Here is a 16267-nt window from a genome sequence, read left to right as displayed (position 1 = left end):
GTGAGCGATGTGGTGGCGGAGACGCGGCGGGCGGCTCTAATCTCTGGCCTCTGAGCGGGCGCCCCTGAGCCCGACCCCCCTTGGAGGTACCGTGCGTCGCCACCCCCTGCGTCGTCCTGCCGTCCCTGTGCTGCTGGCCACGGCGCTGTCGGTGCTGGGGGCGGGGTGCGGCGGCGACGGATCGGCCGGTCCCAAGGCCGCCGCGGACGCGCCGCGCGCAGACGCGCCCGCACCGCACAAGGTCGTCATCATCGTGGACGGCAAGTGGACCGAGACGATGACGACCGGCACGACCGTCCGGCAGGTCCTCCAGGAGGCCGGGGTCGCGCTGGGCCAGTACGACCTCGTCAAGCCGACCATCGACCAGCCCGCCGGGGACGTCGTGAAGATCCTGCGGCTGCTGTCGGCGCCGAAGACCTTGGCCGTCAAGGTGCCCGCGAAGACGATCCGCAAGAAGAGCGCCTCGGTGCCGCCGTGGGACGAGAAGGTGCTGCGCGAGGGCCGCCCCGGCATCAAGATCGTGACATGGGCGTACGTCCGGCGGCCGGTCGGGAAGGGCGGGAAGCTCAAGCCCGTCAAGAAGGTCATCACGCAGCGGATCAAGCGGAAGCCCGTCGCGCGGGTCCTCGCGGTCGGCCCCGAGTCGGCCGGCACCGGCTCGGCGGCCAGGCTGAACTGGCGCGGTCTCGCGAGCTGCGAGTCGAACAACAACCCGAAGGCCGTGAACCCCGCCGGGTACTACGGGCTGTACCAGTTCTCCATGGCCTCGTGGGCGTCGGTCGGCGGCAAGGGCAAGCCGTCGGACGCCAGCGCGGCCGAGCAGACCTACCGCGCGCAGCTCCTCTACAAGAGGGTCAACGGCCGCTGGCAGGGCCAGTGGCCCAACTGCGGGAAATTCCTGTTCTCCTAGCTGGAACAATCGGGGCGTGGGGGAGACACAGGCGGCGCTGCTGGGCCCGGCGGACGTGCGCGAGCTGGCGGAACGGCTCGGCGTCAGGCCGACGAAGACGCTCGGGCAGAACTTCGTCATCGACGCGAACACCGTCCGGCGGATCGTCCGGGCGGCCGGGGTGCGCCCCGGCGACGTCGTGATCGAGGTGGGGCCCGGGCTCGGGTCGCTGACGCTCGCGCTGCTACCGGAGGCGGAGCGCGTCGTCGCCGTCGAGGTGGACCGGGCGCTCGCCGCGGCGCTGCCCGGCACGGCCCGGGCGCGGGCGCCGGATCTCGCCGGACGGCTGGAGGTCGTCCACGCCGATGCGATGAAGATCACACGGGTGCCGGGGCCCGAGCCGACGGCGCTCGTCGCGAACCTGCCGTACAACGTGGCGGTGCCGGTCGTCCTGCACCTGCTGGCCGTCCTGCCGTCGCTGCGGACCGCGCTCGTGATGGTGCAGGCCGAGGTCGCCGACCGGATGGTCGCCGCGCCCGGCGGGAAGATCTACGGCGTCCCGTCGGTGAAGCTCGCCTGGTACGGGCACGCGCGCCGGGCCGGGGCCGTCGGGCGCGCGGTGTTCTGGCCCGCGCCGAACGTCGACTCGGGCCTCGTCGCGTTCACCCGCCGCGAGCCGCCGCCGACCGTCGCGACCCGCGAGGAGGTGTTCGCCGTGGTGGACGCCGCGTTCGCGCAGCGCCGCAAGACGCTGCGCGCCGCGCTGGCGGGCTGGGCCGGGTCCGCGGCGGCCGCCGAGGAGGCGCTGCGCGCCGCGGGTGTGGACCCCCGGACGAGGGGAGAAGCTCTGGACGTGGCCGCCTTCGCCCGGATTGCCGAGTATGGTCCTTCACGCCGGGGAGATCAGCTCCCGACCCCCTAGGGCGTGTTCTCAGCGGGGGCATGTTTCCAGCAGAGCGTTTTTCGGACGCGGAGTGCTGCGGGGAGCCGGGGGATGGACGGCTCCACGGGGGACACTGGACAGGACGAGCCGGAGGTCGATGTGAAGGGGCGTTCGCGGACGGCGCGGGCGAGGTTGCCGATCCTGGGGACGGCCCTGCTCGCCACCGCGGCGATGGTCGCGACGGTGGCGGCGGGCTGCGGCGGCGCGGGGGCCGCGCCGAAGATCACGACGACGGCGCGGGCGGGCGTGGCCCCGGTGCCGCCGAAGGAGGGGGCCTACTTCGGGGCCTGGGTGCCGCCGGAGGGCGAGGGAGGGCCGTCCGCGTCGGGGTCGCCGTCGCCTTCGGGTTCTCCATCGGAGTCGCCCTCGGGCACTCCGTCGGGGTCGGCGTCTCCGTCCGCGAAGCCCACCGGCAAGGACGCGGACAAGCCCGGCATGGCCCCGGTCGTCGGCTTCGAGCAGGAGCTCGGACGGCAGCTCGACATCGTCCAGACCTACCGGAGCTGGACGTCGGAGTTCCCCGCCGGGCTCGAGGAGTCGGTCACCGAGGGCAACCGCTACCTGCTGCTGACCTGGGGCGGCGCGGACACCAAGAAGATCGTCCAGGGGGAGTACGACGCGCTCGTCCAGCGCCGCGCCCGCGCCGTCAAGGCCCTCGGCAAGCCGGTCTTCCTGCGCTGGTCGCGAGACATGGACAAGGCGTCCAACAAGAAGCGGGTGCACGCCCCGGCCGACTTCGTCGCGGCCTGGAAGCACCTGCGGGCGATCTTCAAGCAGGAGCGGGTCGACAACGTCGCGTGGGTGTGGTGCCCGACCGCGCGCGGGTTCGGCGGCGGCGACGCCCCCGCCTACTACCCCGGCGACGATCAGGTCGACTGGATCTGCGCCGACGCGCAGCCCGGCACCGACTACGAGTACCGCGACCTGTCCGAGGCCGTGAAGATGTTCCTGCAGTGGGCGCGGGACCGCGAGAAGCCCATCATGATCGCCGAGTTCGGCGTCCCGAAGTCCTACGGCGAGCGGCGCGCCGAATGGCTCAGGGAGGCGGCCAAGACGCTCCAGGACCCGCAGGTCAAGGCCGTCGTCTACTTCAACTCCGACGAGCAGGCGGCGAACGCCCGCGACAAGCGCCGCGCCTACTCGGTGACCGGCGACAAGCACACCGTCTCGGCGCTCCGCGAACTCGCCACGACCCCCTATTTCAACCCCCGCAACCTGCCCGTGACCAGCGGAGACTGACCCGGAACGCAACCAGTCGGGATTGGCCGTAGGGTTTCGAACGTGACCGCAGTGAGCGTACGCGTCCCCGCCAAGGTCAACCTGCAGCTCGGCGTGGGGCCGATCCGCGACGACGGCTACCACGACCTCGTCAACGTGTTCCACGCCGTCTCCCTCTTCGACGAGGTGACAGCTGGGGACGCGCCCAGCCTGGAGGTGAGCGTCCAGGCCGCCCCGTACTCGCGGGTGGACGTCGGCGGCGTCCCGGTCGACGGCGGCAACCTCGCGGCGAAGGCGGCCGGGCTCGTCGCCGCGCGGCTCGGCGTCGAGCCCCGCGTCGCGATCCGGATCCGCAAGGCCATCCCGGTGGCGGGCGGCATGGCGGGCGGCAGCGCCGACGCCGCCGCCGCGCTGGTCGCCTGCGCGCGGCTCTGGGACGACCGCGACAACCCCGCCCTCACCCGCGACGACCTGGTCGAACTCGGCGCCGAGCTGGGCAGCGACGTGCCGTTCGCCGTCCTCGGCGGGACCGCGGTCGGCGTCGGACGCGGCGAGCGGCTCACCCCCGCCCTGACCCGCGGGACCTTCCACTGGGTGTTCGCGACCGCCGACGGCGGACTGTCCACGCCCGCCGTCTACGCCGAGTGCGACCGGATCCGCGCTGCCCAGGGGGAGGCGGCGGCGCAGCCGGTGGTCTCGGAGGCGCTGATGACCGCGCTCGCGACCGGCGACGCCAAGGGGCTGGGCGCGGCGCTGGCCAACGACCTCCAGGCGGCGGCGCTGTCGCTGCGGCCGTCGCTGGGACGCGTCCTCGACGCGGGCCTCGATCTCGGCGCCGCCGGGGCGCTGGTGTCCGGTTCCGGCCCGACATGCGCCTTCCTCGCCGAGACCGAGGAGGACGCCGGAGAGCTCGCGGAGGCGCTGGACGGGACGGGCGTCGCCCGGCAGATCCTGCGCGCCCAGGGCCCCGTCCCGGGCGCGGCGGTGGTGTGACGCCCGGTTCCCGCTGGTGTGACGACACCGATACCCTGGGGCTTCACGATAAGAAGCTTTCCTAATAAAAAAGGGTAGATGCGCTTGTCACACAAGCGAACTTCTTGCACACGGCAGGCGTCTTGTACCCGTGACACCGATGCACTCAAGCGCTGATCCTGCCGGCGAGGTGGAGCGATGACGTACCTTTCCGGGCTGCTGGCCATCATGGCGATCGCGATGATGGCGACGCTCGTCCTGCTGGCCGTGCGCCGCGACCGGGACCTCCGCCGGAACGCGCCCGGCTCCGTCGTCGCGGGACGGGCGCGGGCCGCTAGCCTTGAGGCGCAGGCCGAGGGCCCGACGCCTCCGGCCCTGCGCTGACCCGCCACCGCGCCCGCGCCGTCCCCCCGAGGCCCTGCGCGGCCCCCGTCCCCCCGACCGACCCGCTGAGGACGACCAATGTCGACCGTCGCACCGCTGGGGCTCCTCCTGCTCCTGATCGTCGTGCTGGGGCTCGTGGCCGTGGTCGTGGTGATCATCGTCGCCGCGTCCTCCAACCGGAACAAGGGCCAGAACCCCGGCCCACCGCCCGGCTATGGCCCGCCCGGCTACGGCCCTCCGCCAGGTCAAGGCCCGCAAGGCCCGTACGGCCCGCAAGGCCCGCCCCCGCCCGGCGTCTGACGGGCCGGGTCTGACTGAAGGGGGCTCCGGGGCCAATAGGCTTGATGGCGTCGTGAATCTGATCAACCTTGAGAACGTCGCCAAGGCCTACGGGCCCGAGCCGCTGCTCGACGCCGTGTCCCTCGGCCTGGACGAGGGCGACCGCGTCGGCGTCGTCGGCCGCAACGGCGGCGGCAAGAGCACCCTCGTGTCCGTCCTCGCGCGGGAGACCGAGCCCGACGCCGGACGCGTCACGCATGCGCGCGGGCTGCGGCTCGGCCACCTGGCCCAGCGGGACGACTTCGCCGAGGCGGCGACGGTCCGGTCCGTGGTGCTGGGCGACCGCGCCGAGCACGAGTGGGCGGGGGACGTCCGCGTCCGCGACGTCCTCGGCGGCCTGCTCGCCGACCTCGACCTGGACGCGCCGCTCGCGGGCATGTCCGGCGGCGAGCGCCGCCGTGTCGCGCTGGCGCGGCTCCTCGTCCCCGAGTCCGACCTGCTGCTGCTGGACGAGCCCACCAACCACCTCGACATCGAGGCCATCGACTGGCTCGCCCGGCACCTGAAGGGCCGAAAGTCGGCCGTCCTCGTCGTCACCCACGACCGCTGGTTCCTCGACGAGGTCACCGACCGGACATGGGAGGTCGTCGACGGGAACGTCGAACGCTACGAGGGCGGCTACTCCGCCTACGTCCTCGCGAAGGCCGAACGCGCCAGGATCGCCGCCGCGACCGAGGCGAAGCGGCAGAACCTGCTGCGCAAGGAGCTGGCGTGGCTGCGGCGCGGCCCGCAGGCCCGCACATCCAAGCCGAAGTTCCGGGTGGACGCCGCGCAGGCGCTGATCGCCGACGAGCCGCCGCTGCGCGACTCGGTGGAGCTGACCCGGTTCGCGACCGCGCGGCTCGGCAAGACCGTCTACGACGCGGAGGACGTGACCGTCCAGGTCGGCAGCGCTTCTGGCGACGGCGGCGCCCGCACGATCTTCGAGCGGATGACGTGGCGTCTCGGCCCCGGCGACCGCGTCGGGCTGGTCGGCGTCAACGGCAGCGGCAAGAGCACGCTGCTGCGCCTGCTGGACGGCTCGGTGTCGCCGGTGGCCGGGACGGTGGTGCAGGGCAAGACCGTCCAGCTCGCGCATCTGACGCAGAACCTCGAAGACCTGGAGCCGTCCAGGCGCGTCCTGGAGTCGGTGGAGGAGATCCGCCGCCGCATCACCGTCGGCAAGCGCGACTGGACCGCGAGCCAGCTCCTCGAACGCCTCGGCTTCCACCGCGAACGCCAGTGGACGCCCGTCGGCGACCTCTCCGGCGGTGAACGGCGCCGCCTGCAGCTGCTCCGCCTCCTGATGGGCGAGCCCAACGTCCTCCTGCTGGACGAGCCCACCAACGACCTCGACATCGAGACGCTCACCGAGGTCGAAGACCTCCTGGACGGCTGGCCCGGAACGCTGGTCGTCGTCAGCCACGACCGGTACTTCCTGGAGCGCGTCACCGACCACGTCGTGGCGCTCCTCGGCGACGGGCGCGTGTCGATGCTGCCCGGCGGCGTCGACGAGTACCTCGAACGCCGCGCCGCCGGGACGGCCCCGAAGCCCGCCCGCGCCGAGAACGCGTCCGTCCCCGCGGCGAAGGCCGCTCCGGCGGCCTCGGCAGCGGCCAAGGCCGCGCCCAAGCCGAAGGGCGGGCAGGACTGGAAGGCCCGCAAGGAGCTCGACCGGCTCGAACGCCGCCTGGAGAAGCTCGCCGGGCAGGAGGCCGACCTGCACGAGCAGCTCGCGGCGCACGCCACCGACTACGCCAAGCTCCAGGAGCTCGACGGGCGGCTGAAGGAGATCCAGGCCGAGGCCGCCACGGTCGAGGAGGAATGGCTGATGCTCGCCGAGGACCTCGGCTGACCGGCCCGGCTCGCGACCGGCCCGATCACTCGTCGAACGGGATGAGCAGGATGCGGAGCAGGTCCGCGAGCGCGTCGTGCTGGGCGGGGCTGAGGCCCTCGAGGATGGCCTCCTCCCGTTGGAGGAGATCGGCGAAGGCGGCGTCCACCCGGGTCATGCCCGCGCTGGTGAGCCGGACCTGGACGCCGCGCTTGTCCTGCGGGTCGGGGTGCCGCTCCACGAGCCCGGCCGCCGCGAGCCGGTCGATGCGGTTCGTCATCGTGCCGGACGTGACCAGCGTGGCGTGCAGCAGCCGTCCCGGGCTGAGCTGGTAGGGGCTGCCCGCGCGGCGCAGCGCCGTGAGGACGTCGAACTCCCACGACTCCAGGTCGTGGTCGGCGAACACGCCGCGCCGGGCGCGGTCGAGGTGCCGGGCCAGCCGGGACACGCGGCTGAGGACCTGCAGCGGCCGGACGTCCAGGTCCGGACGCTCGGTGCGCCACGCGGCGACGAGCCTGTCCACCTCATCTTGCATGCCGTCACCCTACCTGTATCTTGATATCAAGAGAGGTGTCCGGCCGCGGGGGTCCACCGGTCGGTGGACACGAAGTTCAGCCGGACGGGCCTCATGCGCAAAGGATGCCCGCAGCGAGCATTCTCAGCATGACGAACCCCTCATTGATCATGGCCCGGTGGAGCGCCGGGCATCCCTGGCGGGCGATCGCCGGATGGTTCCTGTTCGTGGTGATGTGCCTCGGCATCGGGATCGCCGTCGGCGGGAACGCCGCCACCTCCGAGGACTTCCGGATCGGCGAGGCCGGACGGGCCGAGGCGATGGCCGCCGAGGGCGGCCTGCAGCAGAAGCCCGTCGAGCACATCCTGATCACCGCGAAGCCCGGCACGGCCGCCGGGCTCGACGCCCCCGCCGCCGACGCCGCCGCCCGCGACGCCGCATCCCGGATGAAGCGGCTCCCGGAGGTCGAGTCGGTGTCCGCGCCGATCCGGTCGGACGGCGGGAACGCCGTCCGCGTCGAGGTCACCCTGCGGGGCCCCGAACTGGACGGCAAGAAGCACGTCGAGCCGCTCATCGCGCAGACCGCCGAAGTGCAGGCCGCGCATCCCGGCGTCCGGGTGGAGGAGACCGGCGGGCCGTCCATCAGCAAGGGCATCGAGAAGCTGCGCGGCGAGGACCTGGCGCGCACCGAGGTCATCGCGCTGCCCATCACGCTGATCACGCTGCTGGTGGTGTTCGGGTCGGTGTCGCTGGCCGTCGTGCCGATCGTGCTGGCGCTGACGTCGATCGCGGCGGCCGTCGGCCTGTCGATGCTGGCCTCGCACGTCTTCCCAGACGCCGGCGTCAGCGCCAGCATGATCCTGCTGATCGGGATGGCCGTCGGCGTCGACTACACCCTCTTCTACCTCAAGCGGGAACGGGAGGAGCGGGCCAGGTCCGGCGGGCGGCTCTCCCCGCAGGCCGTCGTGGAACTGGCGGCGGCGACGTCCGGACGCGCCGTCGTGCTGTCCGGGCTCGCGGTCGCCGTCTCCAGCGCCACCCTCTACATCGCCGACGACGTCATCTTCTCGTCCATCGCCACGGGCGCGATCGTCGTCACGCTCGTCGCCGTCGTCAGCTCGCTGACCGTCCTGCCCGCGCTGCTGGCCAAGCTCGGCCAGTGGTCGGAGCGCCGCGCCGCCCGCCGGGCCCGCCGCGGCAAGCCCGCCCGGCTCCCGAAGTCGAAGGACGGAGGCCGGATCACCACGGCGATGCTCCGTCCCGTCGAGCGCCGCCCCGCCGTGACGCTGATCGTCGGCGTTCTCGTGATGCTCGCGCTGTCCGCGCCGCTGCTGAACCTCAACCTCACCGACATGGGACGCGAGTCCCACCCGCGCGACATCCCGGCCATGCAGACCTATGACCGGCTGAACGCGGCGTTCCCCGAGCTGAAGTCGATGCACCAGGTCGTCGTCCGCGCCGACCCGGGCCGCGCGGACGAGGTCACCGCCGCGCTCCGCGCCCTCGCCGCCCGTACCGGGGACGACGCGCGCTTCACCGGCACCCCCGAGCTGCGCACCTCGCCGGACGGCCGGATCAGCCTCCTCGAACTCGCCGTCCCGCACTACGGCAGCACGGACGAGGCGCAGTCGTCCCTGACGACGCTCCGCGACGAGTACGTGCCCGCCACCGTCGGGAAACTGGGGGACGCCGGCGTCGCGACGGCCGTGACCGGCGACGTCGCCCGCTACGCCGACTACCCCGCGCACCAGGAGCGCAAGCTCCCGATGATCATCGGGTCGCTGCTGCTGGTGACGTTCGCGATGACGGTGTGGGCGTTCCGCTCGGTCGCGCTCGGCCTGGTCGGCGTGGTGCTGAACCTGCTGTCCGCGGGCGCGTCGCTCGGGCTGCTCACCCTCGTCTTCCAGGGGACGTGGGCGGAGCGCGCGCTCGACTTCACCTCCACCGGGTCGATCGGCTCCCGGGTGCCGCTGTTCCTGTTCGTGATCCTGTTCGGCCTCTCCATGGACTACCAGGTCTTCGTGATCAGCCGGATCAGGGAGGCCGTGCTGGCGGGCGCGTCCACCCGGGACGCGGTGCTCGGCGGGATCCGGAACTCGGCGGGCGTCGTCACCAGCGCCGCGTTCGTGATGGTCACCGTGTTCGCCAGCTTCGTGGCCCTGCACATCATGGAGATGAAGCAGATGGGGTTCGCGCTGGCGGTCGCCGTCCTGCTGGACGCCGTCGTCATCCGGATCGTGATCCTGCCGTCGCTCATGCTGCTGCTCGGCGAGCGGAGCTGGTGGCCGTCCCGGCCGTCCCGCCGGACGGATGACCCCGTGGTCACCGAGCCGCCGCTGGAAAACGTAGTCTGACGGCATGGCGCAACGGGCACTACGCCGCTGGTACGCCGCCTTCTGGCTGACCCTCGGACTGGTCCCGCAGGCCATGGGCGTGTGGGACCAGCCGGACGCGACGAAGTCCACCACGCTGGCGCTGCTGGCCGTGCTCGCGCTCGCCTACCCGATCACCGGGACGTTCCCCGGCGACCCCGCCGTCCGCCGGTACGCGTTCCTCGGCGTGCTCATCCTCGGGATCGGCGGCGTCTCCTACCTGATGGACGGCGCCGCCTCCCTGCTGATCGTGTCGCTCCCGCACTTCTGGATCTTCGCGGGAGGCCCGCGGCGCGCGGTCGTCCTCAGCGGCGCCGCCGCCGCGGCCACGGTCGCCGGGAACGTCGTCCAGCAGGGCCGGGACGGCGAGGTCCTCACCGGCAACGCGATCGCCACCCTCATCGGCTACGCGGCCGGGGTGCTGTTCGGGCTGTGGATGCACCGGGTCGTCGGGCAGCGCGACGAACGCGCCCGCCTCCTCGCCGCCGACCTGGAGACCACGCAGCGGGAGCTCGCCGAGGCGCAGCGCCGCCAGGGCGCCGCCGAGGAACGCGAAAGGCTCGCCCGCGAGATCCACGACACGCTCGCGCAGGGCTTCGCGTCCATCGTCGTCCTGGCGGAGGCGGCCCGGAACAGCCTCGACGCGGACCCGCGCCGGAGCGCCCAGCAGCTCCTCTCGATCGAGCAGACCGCCCGCGAGAACCTCGCCGAGGCCCGCGTCCTGGTCGCCGCGGGCGCCGGCGGCTCCGGCGCGCAGGGCGGCGCGGCGCCCGCCTCGATCGCCGCGGCGCTGCGCCGCACCCTCGACCGGTTCGCCGAGGACACCGGGCTCGCCGTCACCGCCGACCTGCCCGAGGTCGACTGCGACCGGACGGCCCGGATCGCGCTCCTGCGCTGCACGCAGGAGTCCCTGGCCAACGTCCGCAAGCACGCCGGCGCGACCACGGTCGGCGTCGTCCTCGAACGGCGCCCGCACGGCATCGAACTGGAGATCACCGACGACGGCCGCGGCTTCATCGTCGCCGGCGCCGGAGACGCCGCCGGCGGGTCGCGCGGGTTCGGCCTGGAGGGCATGCGCCGCCGCCTCGCCGAACTCGGCGGCGAGCTGACCGTGACCAGCTCGCCCGGCGACGGCACCCGCGTCTTCGCCCTGGTCCCCCCGCATCCCGGTGAGGCATGACATGACCGACGGCAGGCTCCGGATCATCGTCGTGGACGACCACACGGTCATGCGCGCGGGCGTCGTCGCGCTGCTGGCCTCCGAACCCACCCTCGACATCGTCGGCGAGGCCGGCGACGGGTGCGAGGCCGTCGAGCTCGTCGGGCGCCTGCGTCCGGACGTGGCGCTCCTCGACCTGCGCATGCCCGTCATGGACGGCGTCGCCGCCACCGAGCGGATCGTCGCGAGCGGCGCCGCGACCCGCGTCCTGGTCCTCACCACCTACGACACCGACGCCGACATCGAGCACGCGATCGAGGCCGGCGCCATCGGCTACCTCCTCAAGGACACGACCCGCGACCAGCTCGTCGACGCGATCCACGCCGCGGCCCGCGGCGAGACCGTCCTCGCGCCCCGCGTCGCGGAGAAGCTCGTCGCCCGGATGCGGCGGCCCGCGCCCGTGACGCTGACGGCGCGGGAGACCGACGTCCTCAACGCCGTCGCGGACGGGCTGTCCAACGCCGACATCGGCCGCCGCCTCGTCATCGCCGAGGCCACCGTCAAGACGCACCTGCTGCGCATCTTCGCCAAGCTCGACGTCAGCGATCGCACCCACGCCGTCGTCGTCGCCCTCGACCGCGGCCTCATCAGCCGGCCGGGCCCCTGACCGCCGCCGCGATCAGCTCCGCCGCCGCGGGGGCCTGCCGGAGGCCCTCCCGGTACGCGGGCGTCCAGCGCGCCATGTCGCCGACGTCGTCGCCGAACGCCTCGCGCGCCCGCTCATCGGGGACGATCCAGACGTCGGCCCCGGAATCATCCGGCGTCTGGGGGAGCGGCTCGATCAGGACGACCGTGCCCGCGCCCGCCGCGAGATGCGCGTTGGACCCGCCGCCGAACGCGCCGTCCATGTAGCGGCGGCCCCCGATGGTCACCGGCTCGGCGAACCCGGGCGCGGCGCTGCTCGCCGCGACGGCCGCCGTCAGCGGGACGCCGTCGTCGCTCCCGTCCCACACGACCGGCTCGCCCGACTCGACGTCCACCGCGGTGACGAGCAGGTGCCGCCCGCCGGGCCATTCGTCGGTCCCGACGAGGTACTCCATTCCGGCCCGGTGGCGTTCCTCGGGCAGCACCTCGTCCGGCGGCCTGTCCCGGCCCTGGAGCGGCAGCTCGGCCACCGCGGCGAGATCGCGTCCCGTCGTGATCATCGCACCGGCGATCGCGCCCGCGGACGTCCCGACGATCAGCGCCGCGGCGGCCGGGTCCACGCCCGACCGGCGCAGCCCGGCGGCGAGGCCCGCCAGCCATGCCGTCCCGACCGGCCCGCCCGGCCCGAGCACCAGCGCCCACCCGCCCGATCCTCCGCGCCGCCTCATGGCGGCGAGCCTAAAGCGCCACTCCCGGACGACCCTGTATCTTGACATCGAGACAAGCGTCGAGCCGGGCAGGGCGGACTATGAACACGGTGTGGGACCCCGCGCAGTACGAGGCTTTCGGCGGCGAACGCGCCAGGCCCTTCCGCGAACTCGCCGGCCGCCTCGGCGGCCCCGCCCCCGCCCGCGTCGTCGATCTCGGCTGCGGGACGGGGGAGCTGACCGCGACCCTCGCCGCCCGATGGCCGGACGCCGTCATCGACGCCCTGGACAGCTCGGCCGAGATGATCGCCGAGGCCCGGCGGCGCGAGATCCCGGGACGGCTGACCTTCCGCGTCGGGGACGTCGCGGCGTGGCGCCCCGAGGGGCCCGTCGACCTCATCGTCAGCAACGCCGTCCTGCAGTGGGTCCCGGAGCACCTCGACCTGCTGCCCCAGTGGATGGACGCGCTCACGCCGGGCGGACGGCTCGCCTTCCAGGTCCCCGGCAACTTCGGCGAGCCCAGCCACGTCCTGCTGCGCGAACTGGGCCGCTCCGACTGGTGGCGCGACAAGCTCGGAGCGCTCCAGCGGGACGTGCCCGTCCTCGACGCGGCCGGCTACCTCGACCTGCTGATCCGCCACGGCTGCGCGGTCGACGCCTGGGAGACGACCTACATCCAGGTACTGCACGGGGACGACCCCGTCCTCGAATGGGTCAAGGGCAGCGCGCTGCGCCCCGTCCTGTCCGCACTCGACCCCGGCGAGACGGAGGAGTTCCTCGACGCCTACCGGGACAGGCTGCGGCAGGCGTACCCGTCCGCGCACTACGGCACCGTTTTCCCGTTCCGGCGGATCTTCGTGGTCGCCACCCGGCCGGATTCTTGACCTCAAGATATCGGCTGGTGCATCCTATGTCTTGATGTCGAGAGATGCCGTGCGCGGCCCCGGCATCCCAAGGACGGGGTGCCGCCCGGTCCGGCCGAGGGCGACTCGTTCCCCTGCGGTGTGCCATCTCGGACGGACGGGCGGCGTCCGGCGTATCCCGGCCTCGCGACCCGAGGCCGGCGACCCCTGGCCGGCGGCCGCCCGGACGAACTCCGGCCGGCCGCCGGTGTCACACCGAGGAGCCACAGATGATCACCGGTGTCCACCACGTCCTCCTCGCCGCCCCGCCCGGCAGCGAGGACGCGCTCCGCGCCTTCTACGGCGGCGTCCTCGGCCTGGACGAGACCGCCAAGCCGCCCGAGCTCGCCAAGCGGGGCGGGGCCTGGTTTCGGGGCGACGGCGTCGAACTGCATCTCGGCATCGAGCGCGACTTCCGTCCCGCCCGCAAGGCCCATCCGGCACTCCTCGTCCGCGATCTGGACGAACTCGCCGCACGGCTCCGCGCCGCGGGCCACGACGTCACGCCGGACGGGCTGTTCCCCGGACATCGGCGGTTCTACGCCGACGACCCGGTCGGCAACCGCCTCGAATTCCTGCAGCCGGCGCCCTGACGCGCTGACGCACCAGCGCCACAGTGCTCGTTACGCGGACGGGTCGGCGATCTCTGAGTCGCGGCGACCCCTGCGCTGCGCCTTGGCCGCGGCCTTCTCTTCCCTGGCGGCGGCCCTCTCCTCGGCCTTCTCCGCCTTCGCGGCGGCCTTCTCCGCGCGCTTCTCCAGGCGCTCGAGTTCCTTGCGGCGGCGGCGCGGATCGAGCGACGGCCTCGGCTCCAGGCCCGACAGGCCGTTCCACGCGAGGTTCACCACGTGCGCGGCCACGTCCTCGCGGCGCGGCTTGCGGACGTCCAGCCACCACTGGCCCGTCAGCGCCACCATGCCGACCAGGCTCTGCGCGTACAGCGACGCGAACTTGTCGTCGTAGCCGTGCCGGTCGAACTCCTGCGCGAGGATGTACTCCACCTCACCGGCGATCTCGCTCAGCAGGCTCGCGTAGCTGCCGGTCCCGGTGCCGCCGTGCGAGTCGCGGACGAGGATCCGGAAGCCGTCCGGGTTCTCCTCGATGTACTCCAGCAGCGCCAGCGCCGCCTTCTCCAGCTTGCTCCGGTAGTGGACGGCCGAGTTCAGCGCCTCCGTGACGAGCCGCAGCAGCCGCTCGAACTCCCGGTCGACGACGACGGCGTACAGGCCCTCCTTGCCGCCGAAGTGCTCGTACACCACGGGCTTCGACACGCCCGCCGCCGAGGCGATCTCCTCCACCGACGTGCCGTCCAGCCCGCGCGCGGCGAACAGCGTCCGCCCGATGTTCAGCAGCTGCTCGCGACGTTCCTTGCCGGTCATCCGCTTTCTGCGGGTCCTGGGAGCGGGTTCTGTCACGGGATCAATTGTGGCGCTCACACCGCCTGCTTGGTGCGTTTCGCGGCCAGCCGGTCGGCGTTCGGCCACCGGACGTCATAGGCCCAGCCCGCCTTCTCGAACAGCCAGATGAACCGCGCGCTGATGTCGATCTGCCCCTTCAGCACCCCGTGACGTGCGCACGTCGGGTCCGAATGGTGCAGGTTGTGCCACGACTCGCCCAGCGAGGGAATGGCGAGCCACCACACGTTCCGGGACTTGTCGCGGACCTCGAAGTCCTCCTTGCCGAACGTGTGGCAGATGGAATTGATCGACCAGGTGACGTGGTGGACGAGCGTGATCCGGACGAACCCCGCCCAGAACAGCGCCGTCAGGAACCCGGCCCACGACATCGAGACCATGCCGCCGATCAGCGCCGGGAGCAGGAACGACACCGCCACCAGCCCGGGGAACGCGAGATGGATGCGCCTGATGTCCGGGTCGTCGAGCAGGTCCTTGGCGAACCGGCGCTTGGACGTCCGGTTGCCGTCGAACAGCCACCCGTAGTGCGCCCACGCCAGCCCCTTCGTCAGCGCCTTCCAGTCGTTGCCGAAGCGCCACGGGGAGTGCGGGTCCATCTCCTTGTCCGAGTGCTTGTGATGACGGCGGTGGTCGGCGACCCACATGATCACGGGGCCTTCGATCGCCAGGCTCCCGGCGATCGCCAGGAAGACCTTCAGCGGGCGCTTGGCCCGGAACGAGCCGTGCGTGAAGTGCCGGTGGTACCCGACCGTGACGCCGCCCGCGGACAGCACGTAGAACACCGCCATGAGGACGACGTCCGTCCAGCCGAGGAAGCTGCCCCAGGCCAGCGGGATCGCCGCGAACAGGGCCAGGAACGGAACGCCGGTGAACACCGCGACCAGCACTCGTTCGGCGTTCCCCTGGGGGACGGGCTCTGTCTCCGGGCGCTTCTGCGGTCGGGGCGGATCCACGGCCGGCGCTGTCGTCATTGCGTCACCACTCCCTGCGGCTTCGGGGCCTTACCTACGCCAACGTAACCTACGGAACCGTAGGTTGGAACCTGGTCAACGGTAAATTCAGGAGGAAACTGCCCCAACAGGCAACAAAACACTCTTCTGTCTCTGTCGCCCGACTACGCCCTTGTGTCCCGGACGCACGGAAGAATGGCGATATGCCCCTCACCCAGGACGAACGCGCAACGCTCGCCGAAGGTTCGCTGGCCGGCCGTCCTGGGATGGCATGCCCCGTCCGGGACGCCCTACTCCAAACCGGTAAAATCGACCGGACCTTTACAATGCACTAGGTAACGAACTGACTACGAGGGGTTAAATTCGCCGATAAGCTTCCCTCATGAGTGGACCGATGCCGGACGAGATCCGAGACAAGCTCAAGCCCAAGGCCATCGAACTCCGCCGCCAAGGCTGGACCTACCGCGAGATCGCAGGCTCGCTCGACATCTCCATCAGCACCTGCTCCCTCTGGTTAAGGGACGTCACCGCCCCGCCACGGCCGGGCCATGAACAAGAACGGGTCGCGGCGATGTGGAAGTCGCGCTGGGAGCCGACACACATCGCACGCGAGGCCGGACGCCAGGAGGTGAAGCTCGCCGCCTGTCGGGAGGCCGGTGAGCTCTCCGAACGAGAGACGCTGTTGGCCGGTGCGCTCGTCTACTGGTGCGAGGGGGAGAAGGACAAGTCCTACCGGCGCCGTGAACGGGCGCCATGCTTGGCCCCGGAGCTGCTGATGCTCGCCTCCTCGCGCGTTCGGATCAGAGCATGAAGGAGATCGTCAGCAGGCGGTGCGCCTCGGGGGAATGAGGTGGGCTCGTCTGCGCGTGTGTGAGTATCGTAGGGACCGGTCGGCGTGCAGGTCCCATGCGAGCCGTCCGATCGGTCCGCCGTAGCGTAATTGGCAGCGCAGTAGGTTTTGGTCCTAAAGGTTCAGGTTCAAGTCCTGGCGGCGGAGCTGTCTGAGTATCCGCGTCTGCTCCCCGGTGGGCGGCGGGGTGACAGG

At 72.3% G+C, this 16267-nt stretch carries 17 protein-coding genes and 1 tRNA gene; 14 read left to right on the top strand and 4 right to left on the bottom strand.

Going from position 1 to position 16267, the window contains the following annotated elements; all coding sequences use genetic code 11:
* Nucleotides 1-91 precede the first annotated feature (91 nt).
* The 7 genes from E1287_RS14565 (at nucleotide 92) to E1287_RS14535 (ending at nucleotide 6579) form a co-directional block, all read left to right on the top strand.
* On the top strand, nucleotides 92-910 hold the full coding sequence (locus E1287_RS14565; protein WP_243719013.1) for a resuscitation-promoting factor: 819 nt from the start codon (nucleotides 92-94) through the stop codon (nucleotides 908-910).
* Between the two features lie 16 nt (nucleotides 911-926).
* On the top strand, nucleotides 927-1811 hold the full coding sequence (gene rsmA, locus E1287_RS14560; RefSeq protein ID WP_131965457.1) for a 16S rRNA (adenine(1518)-N(6)/adenine(1519)-N(6))-dimethyltransferase RsmA: 885 nt from the start codon (nucleotides 927-929) through the stop codon (nucleotides 1809-1811).
* Between the two features lie 72 nt (nucleotides 1812-1883).
* Nucleotides 1884-3071 carry a hypothetical protein gene (locus E1287_RS14555; RefSeq protein WP_243719012.1) on the top strand — a complete coding sequence of 396 codons (1188 nt, stop codon included), beginning with the start codon at nucleotides 1884-1886 and terminating at the stop codon, nucleotides 3069-3071.
* 51 nt (nucleotides 3072-3122) lie between these two features.
* Nucleotides 3123-4043, top strand: a complete 921-nt coding sequence (locus E1287_RS14550; RefSeq protein ID WP_131965492.1) for a 4-(cytidine 5'-diphospho)-2-C-methyl-D-erythritol kinase — start codon at nucleotides 3123-3125, stop codon at nucleotides 4041-4043.
* A 177-nt stretch (nucleotides 4044-4220) separates the two neighbouring features.
* Nucleotides 4221-4406, top strand: coding sequence for a hypothetical protein (locus E1287_RS14545; protein ID WP_131965456.1), 186 nt, complete (start codon nucleotides 4221-4223; stop codon nucleotides 4404-4406).
* A gap of 78 nt (nucleotides 4407-4484) precedes the next feature.
* Nucleotides 4485-4706: a hypothetical protein gene (locus E1287_RS14540; protein ID WP_131965455.1), complete on the top strand. Its 222-nt coding sequence runs from the start codon at nucleotides 4485-4487 to the stop codon at nucleotides 4704-4706.
* Nucleotides 4707-4758: 52 nt separating this feature from the next.
* Complete coding sequence (locus E1287_RS14535; protein WP_207934218.1) at nucleotides 4759-6579, top strand: ABC-F family ATP-binding cassette domain-containing protein; 1821 nt, start codon at nucleotides 4759-4761, stop codon at nucleotides 6577-6579.
* Between the two features lie 25 nt (nucleotides 6580-6604).
* Here E1287_RS14535 and E1287_RS14530 read toward each other — a convergent pair whose 3' ends face one another.
* Entirely contained in the window at nucleotides 6605-7093 is a 489-nt protein-coding gene (locus E1287_RS14530; protein ID WP_131965453.1) for a MarR family transcriptional regulator, read from the bottom strand.
* Nucleotides 7094-7221: 128 nt separating this feature from the next.
* Between E1287_RS14530 and E1287_RS14525 the strand changes: the two genes are divergently transcribed.
* The 3 genes from E1287_RS14525 to E1287_RS14515 are packed head-to-tail and all read left to right on the top strand — an operon-like array spanning nucleotide 7222 to nucleotide 11270.
* The gene (locus tag E1287_RS14525) at nucleotides 7222-9426 is read left to right on the top strand and encodes an MMPL family transporter (protein WP_131965452.1); all 2205 of its coding nucleotides are present in this window, start codon (nucleotides 7222-7224) and stop codon (nucleotides 9424-9426) included.
* A 4-nt stretch (nucleotides 9427-9430) separates the two neighbouring features.
* Complete coding sequence (locus E1287_RS14520; protein WP_131965451.1) at nucleotides 9431-10624, top strand: sensor histidine kinase; 1194 nt, start codon at nucleotides 9431-9433, stop codon at nucleotides 10622-10624.
* Nucleotide 10625: 1 nt separating this feature from the next.
* On the top strand, nucleotides 10626-11270 hold the full coding sequence (locus tag E1287_RS14515; protein WP_131965450.1) for a response regulator transcription factor: 645 nt from the start codon (nucleotides 10626-10628) through the stop codon (nucleotides 11268-11270).
* On the opposite strand, the gene E1287_RS14510 is transcribed toward E1287_RS14515, so the two are convergent.
* A complete protein-coding gene (locus E1287_RS14510; RefSeq protein WP_131965449.1) occupies nucleotides 11251-11976 on the bottom strand; it encodes a patatin-like phospholipase family protein in 726 nt (241 codons plus the stop codon). The two genes, E1287_RS14515 and E1287_RS14510, sit on opposite strands and share 20 nt — an antisense overlap.
* An 80-nt stretch (nucleotides 11977-12056) precedes the next feature.
* Between E1287_RS14510 and E1287_RS14505 the strand changes: the two genes are divergently transcribed.
* Nucleotides 12057-12839, top strand: coding sequence for a trans-aconitate 2-methyltransferase (locus tag E1287_RS14505; protein WP_131965448.1), 783 nt, complete (start codon nucleotides 12057-12059; stop codon nucleotides 12837-12839).
* A gap of 248 nt (nucleotides 12840-13087) precedes the next feature.
* The gene (locus E1287_RS14500) at nucleotides 13088-13450 is read left to right on the top strand and encodes a VOC family protein (protein ID WP_131965447.1); all 363 of its coding nucleotides are present in this window, start codon (nucleotides 13088-13090) and stop codon (nucleotides 13448-13450) included.
* Between the two features lie 30 nt (nucleotides 13451-13480).
* On the opposite strand, the gene E1287_RS14495 is transcribed toward E1287_RS14500, so the two are convergent.
* Together E1287_RS14495 and E1287_RS14490 are read right to left on the bottom strand one after the other, a co-directional pair.
* On the bottom strand, nucleotides 13481-14272 hold the full coding sequence (locus tag E1287_RS14495; RefSeq protein ID WP_243719010.1) for a TetR/AcrR family transcriptional regulator: 792 nt from the start codon (nucleotides 14270-14272) through the stop codon (nucleotides 13481-13483).
* A gap of 17 nt (nucleotides 14273-14289) precedes the next feature.
* Nucleotides 14290-15243 carry an acyl-CoA desaturase gene (locus E1287_RS14490; protein WP_131965446.1) on the bottom strand — a complete coding sequence of 318 codons (954 nt, stop codon included), beginning with the start codon at nucleotides 15241-15243 and terminating at the stop codon, nucleotides 14290-14292.
* Nucleotides 15244-15616: 373 nt separating this feature from the next.
* Here E1287_RS14490 and E1287_RS14485 point away from each other — a divergent pair, with 373 nt between their 5' ends.
* A complete protein-coding gene (locus E1287_RS14485; protein WP_165969004.1) occupies nucleotides 15617-16033 on the top strand; it encodes a helix-turn-helix domain-containing protein in 417 nt (138 codons plus the stop codon).
* 114 nt (nucleotides 16034-16147) lie between these two features.
* Nucleotides 16148-16219: transfer RNA gene (locus tag E1287_RS14480), tRNA-Gln, on the top strand.
* Nucleotides 16220-16267 lie beyond the last annotated feature (48 nt).

This window comes from Actinomadura sp. KC06, assembly GCF_004348735.1.
Lineage (GTDB): Bacteria > Actinomycetota > Actinomycetes > Streptosporangiales > Streptosporangiaceae > Spirillospora.
This window is presented reverse-complemented; position numbering and strand designations above follow the sequence as displayed.